The following is an 18,033-nucleotide window of genomic DNA, read 5'->3' as shown; positions in this document are numbered from 1 at the left end:
TGCCCGGGCCATGTCCCTGTTTGCTTCCCGCGGTCGCCCCCTGTACATGTCGGCGACGACCGGGACGTCCCGGGAACGGAAAAAACCGCCCAGCGCCAGGAGGCTACATGCCAGTTTCACGGGTCGCGACGCATATCGACTTTCCGGCCATGACCAGGCTGTTTCAGGGCGCCGCCGCCGAAAACAGGCGCTTCCTGTTCGAACACGAGGTCTACGACCTGCTGCGCAACCTGGGCTCCGAAACCCCGCCGCGCACTGTCCTCCTGCGGGCGGGGACGCGCCCTGCGGACGAGGAGCTCCTGTCCCTGCCCGGGGACAGGGTCGTGCTCAAGATCGTCTCGCCCTACATCGTGCACAAGAGCGACGTGGGCGGCGTGCGGGTCGTGCCCAAGCAGCCGGACAGAATCCGTTCAACCTGGCGACGGATGATGTACGAGGTGGCGGAGAGTTACGCCGACCGCATCGAGCGCCGGCCGGGACATGCCCCGCAGCGATACTCCGGTCTGACCGGCGACGCCCTTGTCGCGGCCGTTTCCCAGGACATTCGCGGCGTGCTGATGGTTCAGTTCCTGCCCCAGGAGTCGTGCAGCTTCGGCAACGAACTCATCGTCGGTCTGCGCGCCACGCGGGAGTTCGGCATGGTCCTCACGGCCGGCGTGGGAGGGACCAATACGGAACTGCTGGCCGAAAATTTCCGCAAGAACCGCAGCATCATTTCCGCCTCCACGGAACTCAACGACGGCGAATCCTTCTTCGAGCTTTTCCGGCGCACCGTGTCCTACAAGGTCCTGACGGGCAAGACGCGCGGCCAGAAGCGCGTGGTGGCCGACGAGCAGCTCATCGAATGCTTTTCGGCCTTCATCAAGGTCGGGAACCACTTCTCGCCCACCAGCGCGGACGCGCCCTTCGTCATCGAGGAACTGGAAATCAACCCCTTCGCCTTCCAGGATTTCATGATGGTGCCCCTGGATGGCATGTGCCGCTTTTCCGAGCGGTCGTCTTCCTTCAAGGCACCGCGGCCCGTGGAGCGCATCGATGCGCTGCTGCACCCGCAGCGCATCGGGATCATCGGCGTGTCGACCTCGCGGCGCAACTTCGGTCGGGTCATCCTGCAGAACGTCCTGGCCCAGGGCTTTCCGGCCGGAAGCGTCACCGTGATCCACCCTTCGGCCGCCGAGGTGGACGGAGTGGCCTGCGTGCCGAGCCTGGCCGCGCTGCCGGCGCCCGTGGACCTCTTCGTAGTGGCCGTGGCCGCCGGGAGCGTTCCGGAACTCATCGAGGAGGTCCTGGAGACGGGCAAGGCCGGGTCCGTCCTGCTCATCCCCGGCGGTTTGGGCGAGACCCCGGACAGTCGGGACCTGGCCCGGCGCATCATGGAGCGCATCGACGAGGGGCACCGCAGCGGCGACGGTCCGGTCTTCCTCGGCGGCAACTCCATGGGCGTCATCTCCCACCCGGGGCGCTACGACACCTGGTTCATCCCCGAGGAGAAGCTGCCCAAGGCCCGTGGGCAACATCGCCGCAACTCGGCCTTCATCAGCCAGTCCGGGGCCTTCATGGCCACGCGCATGAGCCGCACGCCGGAGCTCGACCCGGCCTACCTCATCTCCATCGGCAACCAGAACGACCTGACCCTGGGCGACCTCATGGCCTATTTCAAGGGGCATCCGGACATGGACGTCGTCGGCGTCTACTGCGAGGGCTTCAACGACCTCGACGGCGTGGACTTCACCCGCGCCGTGCGCCAGGCGGTCCTGGCCGGCAAGGAGGTCGTCTTCTACAAGGCCGGCCGCACGCCAGAAGGCAAGACCGCGACCTCCAGCCACACGGCTTCCCTGGCCGGGGACTACACGGTCTGCGAGGCCTGCCTGACCCAGGCCGGGGCCATGGTGGCCAGGTCCTTCAACCAGTTCACGGAGCTGTGCATGCTGGCCAAGGGGCTGCACGGCAAGGCCATCGGCGGCAATCGCATGGGGGCCGTATCCACGGCCGGGTACGAGGCCGTGGGCATGGCCGACAACATCAGCGCCGACGACTTCGAGCTGCGCATGGCCACCTTCGCGCCGGCAACGCGGGATCGCCTGGGGAAAGCCCTGGCCGCCTGCGGCCTGGACCGGCTGGTGGAGGTCAAGAACCCGCTGGACATCAACCCGGCCGCCACGGACGCCCTGTTCGTGGAGGTGGTGGAGGCCCTGGCCGCGGATGCGGGGGTGGATCTGGCCGTCATCGGCATGATCCCGCTGACGCCGTCCATGTCGTCCCTGGCCATGGACCTGAGCCAGAACATCGCCGAACGCATCGGCGACATCGCCAGGCAAAGCCCCAAGCCCCTGGTGGCGGTGGTCGACGGGGGAGAAATGTATAACCCCTTTGCGGCCATGCTGCGCGAACATGGCATGTCCGTGTTCAGGGATGCGGACCGCGCCGTGCGGGCCCTGGGGCTCTATGTCCAGGCCAGGCTCGGCGCCGAGAACCTGCGGTGCCGACAAGGCGGCGATGTGGGCGAGGAGGGCTAGTTTTCGGCGCCTTTGCGCAGGGCCTTGAGGCGGGAATGTTTGGCCTTGGATGCCAGACGGCGTTCTTTCGACGCGCGCGAAGGCTTGGTGGCCTTGCGTGCTTTGGGACGGACGGCGGCCTGGGCCACCAGCAGGGCCAGCCGCTCCAGGGCGGCCTTGCGGTTGGCCTCCTGCGTTCGGTGGGACTCGGCCCGCAAAACCAGTTCGCCGTCGGCCGTCAGGCGTCTGCCGGCCAGAGCGGCCAGACGCGCCAGGCCGTCCTCGTCCAGCCCGGTGATGGCGTCCAGCCGCACCCGCAGGCGCACGGCCGTGGCCACCTTGTTCACGTTCTGGCCGCCGGGGCCGCCGGCGCGGATGCACTCGAAGCGGATGTCCTCGTCCTCGATATGGATGCGTGAAGTGATGCGCATGCGTCCGACCTAGCGGAAATGCCTCGGCCTTGAAAGCGGAAAGGGCTGCCGAAGCAGCCCTTCCCGAGTTCGAATCCGGTGCGGCCTAACTGCAGCTTCCGCCGCAACCGCACGACGAGCAGCCCCCGCCTTCGGGAAAGACCATGCTCGACTCGACCGAAAAGCCCGTGTTCTGGTCGAAGAGGACCGTCACGGGTTTGGCCTGCTCGAACAGCGCCTCCTCCATCAAAAATGAGTATCCGTCGATCTCGAAGACCTGATCGCCGGTCTTGTGTTCGTCCAGGGCCAGGCCCAGCCTGGGGCCGCCGCATCCGGACGCCAGGTATATGCGGATGGGTTCCTTGTCCTTGCCGTTGAAATGCTGGTCCAGCTGCTCTTTGGCCGCCGGTTGGAGAATAAACATAGATGCCTCCTATTTAATGAATAGGAAAATCTTTAATAATTGCCCCTGCCCTGTCAAGGAGTCGCCACAAAGAAAACGGCCGGACATGGAGATGACCGGCCGCCTGCTTGCTCCCGAGAAGGCGAATGTCAGCGCATGAGGTAGAATCCCAGGTCTGTGTCGTAGCTTCTCTGGTCCGTGAACTGGCATCCGACATAGCGGTCGTTCATGTAGCGGACCCGTACCACGCGGTTTATTTCCGAACGCCGCGAGTCGTCGAGGCGGAAGGTGACATTGAGGAGTTCGTTCTTGTTCAGGCGGTGGCCAAGGAGCGTCGTGAAGCCCAGGCCGTTGAGGGACACGTTGTCCACGAGAAAGTCCCCGGTTTCGCCGGTTTCGGTGTTGGCGAAGCTCCCGGCGAGCTGGACGTCCTTGCGGTAGTACTGGCGGCGCTCCGTGGCCTGTTTCTCCTCGCTGAACATCTGGAAGAGGTTGGAGCCGACGTCGCGAAACTTGCGGAAGCCCTGCGGCTCGTTACGACAGGCTTCACAGATGCCGAGCACCGGCACCACGTCGTCCTGCACGGCCGAGAGGGTTTCAAGGGCCAGGGAAAAGTTGGGCATCTGGCGCGCGGCGGACTGCTGGGAAATCTTGGCGCTCAGGCGGTTGCCGACATCTATGGCCGGCACCTTGAGCGTATTGGGCATGATCACGGCGAAGGTGTCGGCCTTGATGCGGCAGGGAACGTCGACCTTGCGGATCTCTTCCTTGAGGACCGTGGCCACCAGCTGCAGGACCCGGTCGATGGATATCGTGCCATGGTCCTCGTTGAGCTTGCGCAGGTTTTCGATTTTCAGCAGCACGACGCTGGAGGGGATGCCGTAGCGTTTGCAGACCTCGATCTCGCGTTCCATGTGGCGGTCGAAGGTCCGCTTGTTGGCCAGGCCCGTCAGCAGGTCCGTCTCGGCCATGCGCTTCATGGCCTGGAAGTAGTAGGCCTTCTCCAGCACCAGGGTGATGATTTCGGCCATAGCCGAGAAATCCTGCAGATGCTTGGCGGTGAAGGATCCGCCGCTGCGCGTGTCGATCATTTCCAGGACGCCGTAGACAGCGTCGCCGCTCTTGAGGGGGACGGCCACGAGACTTTTGCAGCCCTTGGTTTTGGCTGTCAGGAACAGGGCGGGGAACCGGGGGTCGCTGTCTGCGTCCTCGACGAGGAGCGCCTCTCCGCCGCTGGCGACCCACCCGGCGACGCCCTTGCCCTTGCGGAGCTTCTTGCCGCCAAGGAGTTCGGCCTTGTCGCCGGCCACGTAGGTGAAGGTCAGGTCGCCGGTTTCAGGCTCAACCAGCAAGGCTGCGAGATGTCTGGGGGCAAAGTAGCGTTCCACGCTGCCGCAGATGTCGCTCAATGTTTTCTGGATGCTGGCCCGATGCGAAGTCCCGCGCGCTATTTCAAGAAGGACTTGAATGCACGAAGAAGCGGTCTGCGATTCCATGGCGTCACTCCTGCGGTACGTCGATATGACTTTATGAATATCTTTCTTCCATTGGAGAAAAAGCCTTTCTTTGTCAAATGTCTTTGATGGAGCAGATGGTTACGTTCATGTCGCGGGTTCGTGCCCATGTTTCCAGTGCGGACAGGGTGGCCGGATAAGGGTGCCCTATGGCCACGGCCACTCCGGTGCGCTTGGCCAGGGACTCGGCCTTGCGCAGTTGCAGGAGAATGGCATGTTCCGTCGCTGAATTGTCGAGGAAGATGTGGCGCCTGTAATATCGCATGCCGAGTTTCCTGCTCACCTCGCGCACGCAGCTTTGCGGGGTGGTCAGGCTGTCCAGAAAGAATTTCCCGCGTCCTTTGAGGTGCGCCAGGACCACGGTCATGGCTTTTGCGTCGCTGGTCAGTTTCGAGCCCATGTGGTTGTTGACCCCGTCGACTTCCGGCAGTCGGGCCAGGTTGTCGGCCAAGGTCCGTTCCAGCGTCGCCTCCGACATGTTCGTGCGCAGGGTGCCGGGGCCGGAGTTGGCGGTCTTGGGGAAGCCGTCGGGTTCGCAGGGCAGGTGCAGAAGGAGTTCGAGCCCCTTTTGCCTGGCCAGGCCGGCCACCTGCCTGGCCTTGGTGTTGTGGGGCAGGACCGAGAAGGTGACCCTGAAGGGCAGCTCTGACAGGCGCTTGGCCGTGGCCATGCTTTCGCCGAGGTCGTCGATGACGATGACCAGCTTCGGCGCGGCGGCTACGGGTTCGCTCGTTTCCGGCGTTTCGGGCGGAAGCGTGAGGGGCAGGAAGAGGTGGTGCGTCGGCTCGCCGAGGATGGATATCTCGAGGTCCCGGGGGTTGCCGTCGACCGTGGCCAGCGAGGCCTCGGGCTCCAGCTGCGAGATGTTCTGCTTGAGCCGGGCCAGGAAGTCGAAGACGTCGTGCCCCAGCGAAACGGTCAGGTTCTGGTAGAAGAACTCCTGTCCGTTGTGCTCGCGTTCTTCCACGGCCTTGTGGCGCATGACCATGTCCCGGCCGCCCGCCGATTCCAGCGCCAGCAGGATGGCCAAGTCGACGTTGCGGACCCTGGCCTCGAAATCGTCTGCCTGGGCTTCGTATGGCTGTGCGGGGGCCTGTTCAGGATTCCCGGGTTCGGTGCGTTCCTGGGACGGCGCAGGTTCGCGAGTCGTGCCCGGAACCGTCGGCCGGGCCGGAGCCTGGACAGGGGCGGACCGCTCCACGGGCGGAGTCTGCGGCTTGGCGTCCACGGGCTCGGGGGGGCGCAGGGGGAGGCGCAGCGCAAGAAAAAGGCTCAGGCCGGTTACAAGGATGACGCTTGGCCAGAGGATGGCCCTGAACAGGGAGAATTTCGGGAGGCTGGCCGGAGCCTTTTTCCCTTTTCTTTTTTTGGGAGGCATAGGTCTTCGGAAAAGCATCGGGGCGGCATTGGCCGCCCCGATGTCACGTCATGACGATTGGTGAGATCAGTTGGTGAGCTGCATGAACCGAGGCAGGGATTTGACCATGCTCAGGCCCACACGCAGCTGGTTGTCCTTGGCCAAGGCGTCTTGCGCGTCGGTCGCCACTTTCCCCGCCTGATTGTCGCCGTTGGGGTTGTCCAGATGCTTGGCCAGGCTGGACTCCCTGAAATCGACGCCGTCCTCGGCGTTCTCGGTCGCAGCCACAAAGGGCAGTTCCAGATCGGGGTCGATGCCTTCGGCCTGAATGGAACGGCCGTTTGGGGTGTAGTAGAGGGCGATGGTCAGCTTGACCGCCGAACCGTCGGACAGGGGCATGATGGTCTGCACCGAACCCTTGCCGAAGGTCTTCTCGCCGATCAGGATGGCCCGCTTGCGGTCCTGCAGGGCGCCGGCCACGATCTCCGAGGCCGAGGCCGAGCCGGAATTGATCAGCACCACCACGGGGCAGTTCACGTCCGTGGACTGCTTCGAGGCCGTTTCATCCTTGCGGCTCTTGGGGTCGCGCCCCTGGGTGTAGACGATGAGGCCGTCGCGCAGGAAGGTGTCGGTCACGGAGATGGCCTGGTTCAGGAGCCCGCCGGGGTTGTTGCGCAGGTCCAGGACGATGCCCTTCAGTTCCCGGTTGGCTGTGTATTCGGCCAGCTTGCGGTGCAGGTCCTCGGTGGTGTTGGCCTTGAAGTCCGTCAGGCGGACATGCAGGTAGCCGGGTTCCAGTTCCCTGGTCTTGACGCTGATGAGCGGGATGGTCCCGCGCACGATGCTGACTTTTTCGGGGGCCTGTGAGTCCTTGTGCAGGATGGTCAGTTCAACGGCCTTGCCCTTTGGGCCACGGATCTTGGACACGGCCTCTTCCAAGGAGATGTCCAGGGCCGAGATGCCGTCGATTTCGAGGATGATGTCCCCGGCCCGCAGGCCGGCCTTGTCGGCGGGGGTGTCCTCGATGGGCGCGATGACGGTCAGGCGCTTGTCGCGCACGCCGATCTGGATGCCGATGCCTCCGAACTCGCCCTGGAACTCCTCCTGCATCATCTTGAACTTGTCGAGGTCGATGAAGGCGGAATGGGGGTCGATGGAGTTGAGCATGCCTTCTATGGCGCCGTGGATGAGGTCCGTGCGGTTGACTTCCTGGACGTAGTTCTTCTCGATCAGGTCGAGAACCTGACTGAACTGCTTCAGGGCCTGGTAGTGGTCCGTGTCGCGGGCCTGGCTGGATGAGACGGTGCCGCAGAGGGCGGCCAGAAGAACAATCGTGCCAAGAAGATGGCTAAGGCGCATGATGTCCTCCCTGAGGGATTGACGGGAAAATGTTCTGTTCACGGGGCGTCAACGGGTGTCGTGCGAACCGGCGCGCAGGGGCGCCGGGCGGACTTACCCCGATTGTAACCATTTCAACGGATTAATGACTTTCTGTTTAAAACGCAATTCGAAATACAGGCCGTCGCCCTTGGCCGCCGGGTAGAAGCCGCACACCCCGATCTGCTGCCCCTTCTCCACCTCCCGGCCGACCGGCAGCGGGGCGTCCGACAGGAATGCGTAGAGGGAGTAGTAGTCCTCGCCGTGGAAGACGATGACCACCTGGCCGAAGCCGCGCAGCTGGTCGTTGTGCACGACCTTGCCCCAGGACACGCTTCGCACGGGCGTCCCCGGCGACAGCGCAAGGCCGATGCCGTTGCTGGCCGGGTTGCCGTCGGGGTTGAAGGACACCACGCGCTTGCCTTTGGCCGGCCAGTCCAGCTTGCCCTGGAGCTTGGAGATCTTCTTTTCGGACTGCAGGCTGATCTGGTGGCGAAGGTTGGCGATGGAGCCCATGAGGCCCTGGATTTCCTTCTCGCTCTGCTGCTTCTGCGTACGCACCTCTGCCAACTGGGTCTCGAAGCGCGATTTGCGCTTCTCAAGCTCGGCCCTGGAGGCCTTGATCTTCTCGACCTGCGCCGCGACGCCGGACGCACTCTGATCGAGGGCGGACTGCTCGTCGGCGACGGTCTGGCTCTGCCGCTCGATCTCCTCCCGCAGCGTCTGGGCCTGACGATACAGGGCCGTCAGCCATTCGCCGCGACGGTTGGATTCGGCCCACTCGTCGGGGGACGCAAAGCCTTCTTCGCGAGCCGTCAGGTAGATGGGCCAGAGGGTCTGCATCATTTCGGCAAGCCGCCGCGACGTCTTCTCCCGCTCGGACAGCAGTGCCGCCAGGCGTTTTGCCCCTTCGGCCTGCTCCTTCTTGAGATCGGCGAGCTCCTTCTGGAGTTTCTCCAGGTTCGCGGCCGCATCCTTGAAAGAGTCTTCGAGCTTGGCCAGGTCCTTGTGCAGGCTGCGTTCCTTGGCCGTCAGGGTTTCAATGTCCTTCTTGCGTTCCGCGAGCTGTTTGCTCTTGGCCGACACTTCCTCCTCAAGGGAGGCGGGTGCGGGCGCCGCGAGCGCGAAGAGCGCGCACAGAACCAGGATCGCGATGGCGCAAGCGCGCAGCACAGGGCGGGAAAACGGCCGTTTCATCGGTTTGCGATGATGCTTTTTCCACCCAAGGTCAAGGGCCTTGCAGGTCCAGAAAGGGGGACAGCGGGCAGGTTCGGCATTTTCCCTCCTTCTTGGCGCACCAGGCCTTGCCCGTGCGCACGATGAGGGCGTGGTACTCGTTGAAGAGGGTCGCGTCCTGGGGCAGCGCGTCCATGAAGATGTCGCGCAGTTCCTCGTAGCCGACATCCTCGGGAACGAGCATGTGGCGGTGAAAAATGCGGCGGGTGTAGGCGTCGACCACGAAGGTGGGGTGCCCCAGGGCGTAGAGCAGGATGGAGTCGGCCGTTTCGGGACCGATGCCCGAGACCCGCAGCAGTGAATCGCGCAGAGTCCCGGTGTCGGCATTGCGCAGGCGCGGCAGGTCCAGGTCGCAGGCGTCCTCGAGGAAATTCAGAAAGTTGTGCAGTCTGGCGGCCTTGATGCGGAAGAACCCGGCCGGCCTGATCAGCTCTTCGAGTTCCGTCACGGGCAGGTCGCGCAGCTCTCGGGCGCTCAGGAGGCCGGCTGCGCGGAGGTTGGCGATGGCCTTCTCCACGTTGGACCAGGCCGTGTTTTGGGTCAGGATGGCGCCCAGGGCGATCTCGAAGGGGGTGTCGCCCGGCCACCAGCGGCTGGGACCGAGGGCTGCGGCCATGGCGTCGTAGTAGGCCAGCAGCAGGCCCCGGCGCTTCATGTCCGGAAGACGAGCAGGGCCCATTCGCCCGAGAACGAAATTTCGGGGGCCGGCAGCCCCTGGCCCATGTAGGCCTCGGCCACGCGGTCGGCCTGCTCGCGCAGGATGCCCGAGAGGACGAGCACGCCCGGTGCGGCCAGGCGGCCGCGGATGTCCTCGGCCATGTCGATGAGCGGGTTGGCCAGGATGTTGGCCAGGATGCAGTCGAAGCGGCGGTCGGCGGCGATGGAATCGATGCTTCCGACGCCGAGTTCGAGCCGGTCCTCGACGCCGTTCAGGGCCGCGTTTTCCCGGGCATTGTCCACGGCCACCGGGTCGATGTCCAGGCCCAGGCCCGCGAGGCCGAGCTTCGCGGCGGCGATGCCGAGGATGCCCGAGCCCGTGCCCAGGTCGAGAAAGGTTTGCCCGGCGACGATGATACCCGCGGACGTCAGGGTGTCCAGGGCGCCCAGACACAGGGCCGTGGTCTGGTGGTGCCCGGTGCCGAAGGCCATCTTGGGCTCGATGACGATGGGCTGCGCGCTCTGCGGCTCGTCCTTGAGCCAGGACGGCACGACCACGAAGCGCGTGCCGACGGGGATGGGCGTGAAATACTTCTTCCAGGCGCTGTTCCAGTCGGCGTTGTCCACGGACGAAGTTTCCAGGGTGACGTCCGGGCAGGCGTCAAGCAGCGCCGCTTCGGTCTCGGCCGACTGCTCCGGCCGGTCGAAGTGCACGGTCAGGCGGCGCAGGCCGTCCTTCAGGCCTTCGTCCTGCCAGCCCCAGGGCGTGTGCATGTACAGCAGGGCGGTGACGAGGTCGTCCCGCGCCGGGGTGTAGGAGATGTCGAGGCGAGTGAGCTTATTTTCCATTTGTTCTGGCCTGATAGCGGGACATGCTCCGCTCGAGTTTGCGGCTGAAGGCGGTCAGCACCCAGCAGATGACGAAGTAAAGGAGCGCGATGGCCAGGAAGATCTCCATGGGCGCCTTCATGGTCCGGGTGTAGATGTGGCGCGCCGAGAGGGTCAGCTCGTTGACGTTGATGATCATGGCCAGGGACGTGTCCTTGGTCAGGGACACGAACTGGTTGACGAAGGACGGGATCATGTTCCGCAGAGCCTGGGGCAGGATGACGTGGACCATGGTCTGGGTGTGCGACAGGCCCGAGCCGCGGGCGGCCTCGGTCTGGCCCTTGGGAATGGCCAGGACCCCGGCGCGGACGATCTCGGCCACATAGGCGCTGGTGAAGACGATGAAGGCCGCGATGGCGCTTTCGGTCTCGGGCACGGAGCGTCCCATGAGGATGGGCGCGAAGAAATAGAACCAGAAGATGACCATGAGCAGCGGCGTGCCGCGGATGATCTCAATGTAGACCAGAGCCGGCCAGGACAGCCAGGGCCGCTTGGAGAGGCGCATGAGGCCCACGGCCAGTCCGATCCAGAAGGCGCCGAAGATGCCGATGACGGCCATGATTATGCTCATGGCCAGCCCGCCCAGGGGGCCCTGCGGGTAGGCGCCTAGGAGCAGGTAGTCGAAATTTTTCCAGACCACGCCCCAGTTGGAGAAGAGGCCGACGAACCAGGTCACGAATGCGTCCATGCTCCCCTCCTATCGGCTGCGCACGTGCAGGCAGCGTTTGTTGTACTGGTTGATAGCCAGGGAGACCAGAAGGGACAGGGACAGGTACATGAGGGTCGAGACGGTGAAGGCTTCGAAGCCGTGGAAGGTGTGGGCCTCGACCTGGCGCGCCATGTAGGTCAGCTCCATGACCCCGATGGTCATGGCCAGGGAGGAGTTCTTGATCAGGTTCAAAAACTGGCTGATGAGCGGCGGAATGATGATCCGGAAGGCCTGAGGCAGGATGACGTAGCCCATGGCCTGCATGAAGCTCAGGCCCGTGGCGCGCGATGCCTCCAGCTGGGTCTTGGGAATGGACAGGATGCCCGAGCGCAGTTCCTCGGCGATGAAGGCCGCGGTGTAGGTGGACAGGGCGATGACGCCGGTGGCGAACTCGATGTTCTGCCGGTAGAGCCACTCCTTGAAGAAGCCGGGCAGCAAGGGGTCCGAGCCGAAGTACCAGAAGAAAATCTGGACCACCAGGGGCGTGTTGCGGAAAAATTCGATGTAACCCACCGAGAACCAGACCAGCGGCTTGATCTTGGAGAGGCGCATCACGGTCAGGAGCGTGCCCAGGACGAGGGCCAGAACGATGGACAGTCCTGAGAGCTGCAGGGTCACGGACAGCCCGTCGATGAACCATTGCGAGTATTCGCCGGAAAAGATGAGTGGCCAGTTGAACGTGTACTTCATGCGCGCCTGTGCGGTTCTGGGGGGTGATCATGGAAAGGCGGCCGATCCTGCGGAAACGGCCGCCCTTTTCGTCAGTGTTTGCGGTCTACGGCCAGATTTCCATGGCCCAGCCGTCCAGCGGGATGGAGAACTTGGTCTCCGGGCCGAACCACTTGTCGTAGATCTTCTGGTATTCGCCGGACTTCCACATCTCCATGAGGGTGATGTTGACGAAGTCGCGGAAGTCGGAGTCGTTCTCGGGCAGGCCGATGCCGTAGGGCTCGGCGGCGATGTCCTCGCCGACGATGGCGAAATTCTCCGGGTTGTCGTCGGAGTTGCGGATGCCCAGCAGAATGGGGGCGTCGGTGGTCACGGCCACGACCTTGCCCTGCTTCATGGCCAGGAAGGCCTCGGGGTAGGTCTCGAAGGACACGACTTCACAGGCGGGCTGGGCCTTCTTGACGTTCTGCTCGGAGGTGGAACCCTTGGCCGAGCCGACCTTCTTGCCTGCCAGATCGGCCACGGACTTGATGCCCGAGTCCTTCTTGACCAGGAGCTTCTGGGCGGCCGGGAAATACGTGATGGAGAAGTCGATCTTCTCTTCGCGATCGATCTTGTGGGTTACGGTGGCGGCGATGAGGTCGATGGCGCCCTGCTCCAGCATGGGGATGCGGGTGGAGGAGGTCACGGGTTTCAGTTCGAGCTTGACGCCGAGCTTGGCGGCCATGGCGGCGCAGAGGTCGGGTTCGAAGCCGACGAGCTGCTTGGTGTTTTCGTCAACGTAGCCGAAGGGCGGCTGGGAGTCCTTGACACCGGCGATCAGCGCGCCGCGCGCCTTGATTTCGTCCAGTTTGCCGGCAAAGGCGCCGGGCAGGCCCAGGAAGAACGAGGCGACAACCATCAACAATGCCACTTTCCACATTTTCGTCATGACACTTTCCTCACGTTGCAGGGTTTATGGGTCTAGAGAATTTCTCTCAGGAACGCCTTGGTCCGCTCATGCTCCGGATTGGTGAAGAAATGTTCCGGGGTGCCGCGTTCAAGGATTTCGCCGTGGTCCATGAAGATGACCCGGTCGGCCACCTCGCGGGCGAACCCCATTTCGTGGGTCACGCAGAGCATGGTCATGCCGTCGCGGGCCAGATTCTTCATGACGTTCAGGACCTCGTTGATCATTTCCGGGTCCAGGGCGGAGGTGGGTTCGTCGAAGAGCATGATCTGGGGCTGCATGGCCAGGGCCCGGGCGATGGCCACGCGCTGCTGCTGGCCACCCGACAGTTCGACGGGGTACTTGTGGGCCTGGTTGCCGATGCCCACCCGGTCAAGCAGGCGCAGGGCCGTCTTCTCGGCTTCGTCCTGGGTGACTTTCTTGACCTTCATGGGGGCCAGGGTGATGTTCTTGAGCACCGTCAGATGCGGGTAGAGATTGAACTGCTGGAAGACGATGCCGATCTCGGCGCGCAGGGCGTTCAGGTCCTGGGACTTGTCCGTGATGTCTTTGCCGTTGATGACGATCTCGCCGTTGTCCACGTCCTCGAGGCGGTTCACGCAGCGCACGAGAGTGGACTTGCCGGAGCCGCTGGGTCCGCAGATGACCAGCACTTCTCCCTTCTCCACGGTCTCGTTGATGTTCTTCAGGACGTGAAAGTCACCGAACCATTTGTTGACATTGCGGAATTCGATCATGGGCATGCATGGGTCCTGTCGTGATCGGGGTTGATGCGGTTTGGCGATGCCCAGGGGCAACGATGGAAGCAAGAAACCCTATTGGGCCATGGCTTTTTTGTCAAATCAGCGCGGTGGAAAGCCGTTCGGGATGGCGTTCAGCCTGCGGATTGGGCAAACTGCGGGAATGCGGGGTCCTGATATGTCGGGGTGTTGTGGAATGTTTTGCGGGCGGGGCGTAAAGCAAAGGCCAAGGAGCCGGAACTCCTTGGCCGAATCGGTGACAATTTTGGAAATCAGGCCGTGGCCAGGACAGCTTCCAAGGCTGCGGCAAAGGCGTCCAGCTCTTCCTCGGTGATGACCAGCGGCGGGAGCAGGCGCAGGACGGTATCCTGGGTCAGGTTGAGGACGAAGCCCTTTTCCAGCAGCGCCTTCCAGACGTCCGCGCCGGGCGAGGTCAGTTCGATGCCGACCATCAGTCCGTGCACGCGCACGTCGGCAATGCGCTCCGGGAACTTCTCCCTGAGGGCCGCCAGCCTGCCGCGCAGGTGCTCGCCCAGGCGCGCCGCACGGCCGCAGAGGTCGTCGCGTTCGATGATCTCGATGACCCTCTTCGCCACGGCCGAAATGAGCGCGTTGCCGCCGAAGGTCGTGCCGTGGCTGCCGGGGGGGAAGCCCTTGGAGACCTCCTCGGTGCACATGACCGCGCCCATGGGCAGGCCGCCGGCCAGGCCCTTGGCCACGGTGACGATGTCGGGCCGCAAACCCAGATGCTGATGGGCCCAGAATTTTCCGGTGCGGCCCACGCCGGTCTGGATCTCGTCGATCACGAGCAGCACGCCGCGTTCGGCGCACAGGGCGGCCAGCCCCCGGGCATAGGCCTCGGGCAGCGGCTTGACCCCGCCTTCGCCCTGGATCATCTCGATGAGCACGGCGGCCGTGCGGTCGTTCATGGCGGCTTTCATGGCGTCGAGGTCGCCGAAGGGTACGGTCACGAACCCTTCGGGCAGGGGGCCGAAGCCGGTCTTGATCTTGTCCTGGCCCGTGGCCGTGAGGGTGGCCAGGGTCCGGCCGTGGAAGGAGCCAGTCACGGTGATGATCTCGTAGCGCTCCTGGCCCCGCCCCTCGCGCATGTAGCGCCGGGCCAGCTTGATGGCACCCTCGTTGGCCTCGGCCCCGGAGTTGCAGAAGAAGACGCGCTCGAGGTGGCAGGTCCCGAGAAGCTTCTTGGCCAGTTCGACCTGTTCCTCCTGGTAGAAGAGGTTGGAGACGTGGATGAGCTTCTTGGCCTGCGCGCAGATGACCTCCACCAGTTCGGGGTGGGAGTGGCCCAGGTTGCAGACGGCTATGCCGGCCAGCAGGTCGGTGTAGACCTTGCCTTCAGGGGAGAAGAGCCTGGTGCCCTGTCCACGGTTGACGGCCAGGGGGTAGCGTGCATAGGTCCGGCAGAGGGCCGCCGCGTCGCATTTCTGTATTTCTTCGGAATTCATGTCGTACTCCTGGTGATGATGTCAGAGGGAACCTGTGTGCCCGAAGCCTCCGGCTCCGCGGGAGGTGTCCGTGAGGGACTGTTCGGCAACGATGCGGGCCCGGACGATGGGCTGGAACACGAGCTGTGCGATGCGCTGGCCGCGGGTCACGGTGCGGGTCTGGTCCGAGGTGTTCAGCAGACTGACCAGAATCTCGCCGCGATAGTCGGGGTCGATGACGCCCACGCCCTGGCTGACCACGAGCCCGTCCTTGGTGCCCAGCCCGCTGCGGGAATAGACAAAGCCGGCCACTCCCGGCATCGTGCATTCCACCGCGACGCCGGTGGGGAATCGGTGCCGTCCCCCAGGGGGGATACTGACCTCGGCTTCCTCCATGCAGGCCCGCAGATCGATGCCCGCCGAGCCATCGGTGGCGTAGGCGAACTTCTCCGGCGGGCAGGTTTCCGACAGGAAACGGACTTTGACTTCAACCGTGACATTTCCGGGACAGGGATTCATTTCTTCTCCTCGACATGCTAGCTGTCAAGCCAGACGCATGCAGGATCGCGTCACATTTTCCAAGACGGGGGATTTATGCAACCATTGCATGTGTATACGGTCGTACCCAAGCTTCCGGAGAAGCTCCAGCCCCTCAAGCGGCTGGCCGCCAATCTCTATTTCTCCTGGCAGCACGAGATCGAGGAGCTTTTCGCCCAGATTGACAGGGACTTGTGGGAGAAGAGCGGGCACAACCCGGTCTGGTTTCTGAACCACCTGCCCCAGAGCACGCTGGAGGAACTGGGGGAGGATGAATTCTTTCTGGATCGTCTGTCAACCATTGTGGCGGGGTTCGAGAAGTACGTGTCCCGGCGCGGGCCCATGACGGGCCTCGAAGCCCAGGAAGAGGGCCCGGTGGTGGCCTACTTCAGCGCCGAATACGGCCTGGCCCAATGCCTGCCCGTGTACTCCGGGGGCCTCGGCGTCCTGGCCGGGGACCATCTCAAGTCGGCCAGCGATCTGAACATTCCCCTGGTGGGCATCGGCCTGTGCTACCAGCGCGGCTTCTTCCGGCAGTACCTGACCCACGACGGCTGGCAACAGGAGCGGTATCAGCCGAACGATTTCGAGCAGATGCCTCTCACCCCGGTTCTCGACACCGACGGATACCCCCTCAAGGTCCGCATCTACATGCAGGGCAAACCCCTCTTTTTCCGCATCTGGCGCGTGGATGTGGGGCGGGTGCCTCTTTATCTCATGGACACCAATCTCCCCGAGAATTCCCCGGAGCGCAGGGAGCTGACCTCCCAGCTGTACGGCGGCGACCTGGAGATGCGGCTCATGCAGGAATACCTGCTGGGCATCGGCGGCATCAAGGCCCTGGGCGCCTTGGGTCTTTCGCCGCGGGTCATCCACATGAACGAGGGGCATTCGGCCTTCGCGGGCCTGGAACGCATCCGCGCCCTCATGGCCGACCGCAACCTGTCCTTCGAGGCGGCCCTGGAGGTCGTGGCCCAGAGTTCCGTCTTCACCACCCATACGCCGGTACCCGCGGGCAACGACCGCTTTCCGCCCGAACTCATGGCCGGGTACTTCCAGGAGTACGCCGCGGACCTCGGCCTGTCCTGGAAGGTCTTCATGGCCCTGGGCCGCGAGGACACCCGCAACGACGCCGAGCATTTCTGCATGACGGTGCTGGCCTTGCGCCTGTCGCGCTTCAACAACGGCGTCAGCCGCCTGCACGGCAAGGTCTCGCGCCGCATGTGGTCCAGGGTCTGGCCCCAGTACCCCGAGGAGGACGTGCCCATCGGTTCCGTGACCAACGGCATCCATTTCCCGACCTGGGTTGCTCCGGAGATGTCCGTGCTCTACGACCGCTTTCTGGGTCAGTCCTGGCGCGAGGACCCGGACTGCGAGCGCGTGGGCGAGAAGTTCGGGTCCATCCCCGACATCGAGCTGTGGCGGACCCACGAGCGCCTGCGTGAGCGGCTCGTCGACTTCGTGCGCCGGCGGCTCCAGCAGCAGATCGTGTCCCGTGGGGGCCGGAGCTGGGAGCTGGAGGTCGCGGACAACGTGCTCAATCCCGAGGCCCTGACCATCGGCTTCGCCCGTCGTTTCGCCTCGTACAAGCGGGCCTACCTGCTGCTCAAGGACGCCGAGCGCCTCAAGCGCCTCGTCGCTGACCCGGCCCGGCCCGTGCAGTTCGTCTTCGCGGGCAAGGCGCACCCGCGCGACAACGAGGGCAAGAAGATCATCCAGGACCTCGTCAGCCTCTGCCAGTCCAGCGAGTGCCGTCTGTCCATGGTCTTTCTCGAGGACTATGACATGCAGGTCGCGCGCTACCTGGTCCAGGGCTGCGACGTATGGCTGAACAACCCGCGCCGTCCCTTGGAGGCCTGCGGAACCAGCGGCATGAAGGCCATGGCCAACGGCGTGCTGAACCTGAGCACCCTGGACGGGTGGTGGGACGAGGCCTGGGCGCCCGACAACAGCCTGGGGTGGGCCATCGGAAACGCCGAGGAATACGACGACGTGGAGTATCAGGACTTCGTGGAGAGTCAGACTCTTTACAACATCCTCGAAAACGACGTCATTCCGCTCTTCTACGACCGGGCCCAGGGCTCCTTCCCGCGGCGTTGGGTGCAGAAGATGAAGCAGGCCCTGAAATCCCTCGGGCCGGTCTTCAACGGGCACCGCATGGTCGAGGAGTACACCAAGCGGGCCTACCTGCCGTCGAGCATCAGCTACGGAAAGCTCGCCGTCGACGGCTACCGTCCGGCCATGGATCTGGCCGAGTGGCGCATGAACCTGCTGACCCATTGGGGGAATCTCGACATCCGCAACGTGCAGTGCAACACCGCCCTGGAGATGTTCGTCGGCGAGAGCCTTGGCGTCAGCGCCGAGGTCCGGGTCGAAGGGCTGGCCATCGAGGACATCCGGGTCGAGATCTACACCGGGCCCCTGGACCACACGGGGGGATTCGCCAGCCGCTCGACCTTCCCCATGAGCCCCGAGGAGCGCACCGTGGACGGCTGGTACGTCTACCGCGGCAAGGCCATGCCCATGGCCACGGGCAAGTTCGGCTTCACCGTGCGCATCTTGCCCAACCACCATCTGCTGCGTGACGCCCACAGCCTGGGGCTCATCTTCTGGGCCGACGAGCACGCGTCCCAGGGGCAGGGGTAGT

At 64.1% G+C, this 18,033-nt stretch carries 16 protein-coding genes; 2 read left to right on the top strand and 14 right to left on the bottom strand.

Annotated features, from left to right (window positions below; translation table 11 throughout):
* The first annotated feature begins 107 nt into the window (after positions 1-107).
* On the top strand, positions 108-2,516 hold the full coding sequence (locus ACYQ3G_RS04480; RefSeq protein ID WP_459822821.1) for an acetate--CoA ligase family protein: 2,409 nt from the start codon (positions 108-110) through the stop codon (positions 2,514-2,516).
* Here the strand turns inward: ACYQ3G_RS04480 and arfB are convergent.
* From arfB to dut, 14 genes are all read right to left on the bottom strand, one after another.
* Positions 2,513-2,926, bottom strand: a complete 414-nt coding sequence (gene arfB, locus ACYQ3G_RS04475) for an alternative ribosome rescue aminoacyl-tRNA hydrolase ArfB (protein WP_028576832.1) — start codon at positions 2,924-2,926, stop codon at positions 2,513-2,515. The two genes, ACYQ3G_RS04480 and arfB, sit on opposite strands and share 4 nt — an antisense overlap.
* 85 nt (positions 2,927-3,011) lie before the next feature.
* On the bottom strand, positions 3,012-3,329 hold the full coding sequence (locus ACYQ3G_RS04470) for an IscA/HesB family protein (RefSeq protein ID WP_028576833.1): 318 nt from the start codon (positions 3,327-3,329) through the stop codon (positions 3,012-3,014).
* Positions 3,330-3,457: 128 nt separating this feature from the next.
* The gene (locus tag ACYQ3G_RS04465; RefSeq protein WP_459822817.1) at positions 3,458-4,804 is read right to left on the bottom strand and encodes a sensor domain-containing diguanylate cyclase; all 1,347 of its coding nucleotides are present in this window, start codon (positions 4,802-4,804) and stop codon (positions 3,458-3,460) included.
* Positions 4,805-4,877: 73 nt separating this feature from the next.
* Positions 4,878-6,200, bottom strand: coding sequence for a divergent polysaccharide deacetylase family protein (locus tag ACYQ3G_RS04460; protein ID WP_459822815.1), 1,323 nt, complete (start codon positions 6,198-6,200; stop codon positions 4,878-4,880).
* Positions 6,201-6,266: 66 nt separating this feature from the next.
* On the bottom strand, positions 6,267-7,538 hold the full coding sequence (locus tag ACYQ3G_RS04455) for a S41 family peptidase (RefSeq protein ID WP_459822812.1): 1,272 nt from the start codon (positions 7,536-7,538) through the stop codon (positions 6,267-6,269).
* A 93-nt stretch (positions 7,539-7,631) separates the two neighbouring features.
* A complete protein-coding gene (locus ACYQ3G_RS04450; RefSeq protein WP_459822809.1) occupies positions 7,632-8,753 on the bottom strand; it encodes a murein hydrolase activator EnvC family protein in 1,122 nt (373 codons plus the stop codon).
* A gap of 31 nt (positions 8,754-8,784) precedes the next feature.
* Positions 8,785-9,447: an endonuclease III domain-containing protein gene (locus ACYQ3G_RS04445; RefSeq protein WP_459822806.1), complete on the bottom strand. Its 663-nt coding sequence runs from the start codon at positions 9,445-9,447 to the stop codon at positions 8,785-8,787.
* Positions 9,444-10,298 carry a 50S ribosomal protein L11 methyltransferase gene (gene prmA, locus ACYQ3G_RS04440; RefSeq protein WP_459822804.1) on the bottom strand — a complete coding sequence of 285 codons (855 nt, stop codon included), beginning with the start codon at positions 10,296-10,298 and terminating at the stop codon, positions 9,444-9,446. Before prmA ends, ACYQ3G_RS04445 begins: the two co-directional genes overlap by 4 nt.
* Positions 10,288-11,025 carry an amino acid ABC transporter permease gene (locus tag ACYQ3G_RS04435; RefSeq protein WP_459822802.1) on the bottom strand — a complete coding sequence of 246 codons (738 nt, stop codon included), beginning with the start codon at positions 11,023-11,025 and terminating at the stop codon, positions 10,288-10,290. The genes prmA and ACYQ3G_RS04435 overlap by 11 nt, the downstream gene beginning before the upstream one ends.
* Positions 11,026-11,034: 9 nt before the next feature.
* Positions 11,035-11,736, bottom strand: coding sequence for an amino acid ABC transporter permease (locus ACYQ3G_RS04430; RefSeq protein ID WP_028576840.1), 702 nt, complete (start codon positions 11,734-11,736; stop codon positions 11,035-11,037).
* An 85-nt stretch (positions 11,737-11,821) separates the two neighbouring features.
* On the bottom strand, positions 11,822-12,637 hold the full coding sequence (locus tag ACYQ3G_RS04425; RefSeq protein WP_028576841.1) for an ABC transporter substrate-binding protein: 816 nt from the start codon (positions 12,635-12,637) through the stop codon (positions 11,822-11,824).
* Positions 12,638-12,678: 41 nt separating this feature from the next.
* Positions 12,679-13,407, bottom strand: a complete 729-nt coding sequence (locus tag ACYQ3G_RS04420; protein WP_028576842.1) for an amino acid ABC transporter ATP-binding protein — start codon at positions 13,405-13,407, stop codon at positions 12,679-12,681.
* A 269-nt stretch (positions 13,408-13,676) separates the two neighbouring features.
* Complete coding sequence (locus ACYQ3G_RS04415; RefSeq protein ID WP_459822799.1) at positions 13,677-14,870, bottom strand: aspartate aminotransferase family protein; 1,194 nt, start codon at positions 14,868-14,870, stop codon at positions 13,677-13,679.
* A 21-nt stretch (positions 14,871-14,891) separates the two neighbouring features.
* Positions 14,892-15,368 carry a dUTP diphosphatase gene (dut, locus tag ACYQ3G_RS04410; protein ID WP_459822796.1) on the bottom strand — a complete coding sequence of 159 codons (477 nt, stop codon included), beginning with the start codon at positions 15,366-15,368 and terminating at the stop codon, positions 14,892-14,894.
* Positions 15,369-15,443: 75 nt separating this feature from the next.
* On the opposite strand from dut, the gene glgP reads away from it, so the two are divergent.
* Positions 15,444-18,032 (top strand): alpha-glucan family phosphorylase, encoded by a 2,589-nt coding sequence (glgP, locus tag ACYQ3G_RS04405; RefSeq protein WP_459822793.1) that lies wholly within the window; start codon positions 15,444-15,446, stop codon positions 18,030-18,032.
* Position 18,033: the final 1 nt, after the last annotated feature.

The sequence above is a fragment of the Desulfomicrobium salsuginis genome (assembly GCF_054657795.1).
The sequence above is the reverse complement of the archived record's forward strand: the minus strand, read 5'-3'. Positions and strand labels throughout refer to the sequence as shown.

Excerpts from the sequence above, each read along its gene's own strand:
- ACYQ3G_RS04480 (WP_459822821.1), top strand. The coding sequence starts at position 108 with ATGCCAGTTTCACGGGTCGCGACGCATATCGACTTTCCGGCCATGACC.
- arfB (WP_028576832.1), bottom strand. The coding sequence starts at position 2,926 with ATGCGCATCACTTCACGCATCCATATCGAGGACGAGGACATCCGCTTC.
- ACYQ3G_RS04470 (WP_028576833.1), bottom strand. The coding sequence starts at position 3,329 with ATGTTTATTCTCCAACCGGCGGCCAAAGAGCAGCTGGACCAGCATTTC.
- ACYQ3G_RS04465 (WP_459822817.1), bottom strand. The coding sequence starts at position 4,804 with ATGGAATCGCAGACCGCTTCTTCGTGCATTCAAGTCCTTCTTGAAATA.
- ACYQ3G_RS04460 (WP_459822815.1), bottom strand. The coding sequence starts at position 6,200 with ATGCCTCCCAAAAAAAGAAAAGGGAAAAAGGCTCCGGCCAGCCTCCCG.
- ACYQ3G_RS04455 (WP_459822812.1), bottom strand. The coding sequence starts at position 7,538 with ATGCGCCTTAGCCATCTTCTTGGCACGATTGTTCTTCTGGCCGCCCTC.
- ACYQ3G_RS04450 (WP_459822809.1), bottom strand. The coding sequence starts at position 8,753 with ATGAAACGGCCGTTTTCCCGCCCTGTGCTGCGCGCTTGCGCCATCGCG.
- ACYQ3G_RS04445 (WP_459822806.1), bottom strand. The coding sequence starts at position 9,447 with ATGAAGCGCCGGGGCCTGCTGCTGGCCTACTACGACGCCATGGCCGCA.
- prmA (WP_459822804.1), bottom strand. The coding sequence starts at position 10,298 with ATGGAAAATAAGCTCACTCGCCTCGACATCTCCTACACCCCGGCGCGG.
- ACYQ3G_RS04435 (WP_459822802.1), bottom strand. The coding sequence starts at position 11,025 with ATGGACGCATTCGTGACCTGGTTCGTCGGCCTCTTCTCCAACTGGGGC.
- ACYQ3G_RS04430 (WP_028576840.1), bottom strand. The coding sequence starts at position 11,736 with ATGAAGTACACGTTCAACTGGCCACTCATCTTTTCCGGCGAATACTCG.
- ACYQ3G_RS04425 (WP_028576841.1), bottom strand. The coding sequence starts at position 12,637 with ATGTGGAAAGTGGCATTGTTGATGGTTGTCGCCTCGTTCTTCCTGGGC.
- ACYQ3G_RS04420 (WP_028576842.1), bottom strand. The coding sequence starts at position 13,407 with ATGCCCATGATCGAATTCCGCAATGTCAACAAATGGTTCGGTGACTTT.
- ACYQ3G_RS04415 (WP_459822799.1), bottom strand. The coding sequence starts at position 14,870 with ATGAATTCCGAAGAAATACAGAAATGCGACGCGGCGGCCCTCTGCCGG.
- dut (WP_459822796.1), bottom strand. The coding sequence starts at position 15,368 with ATGAATCCCTGTCCCGGAAATGTCACGGTTGAAGTCAAAGTCCGTTTC.
- glgP (WP_459822793.1), top strand. The coding sequence starts at position 15,444 with ATGCAACCATTGCATGTGTATACGGTCGTACCCAAGCTTCCGGAGAAG.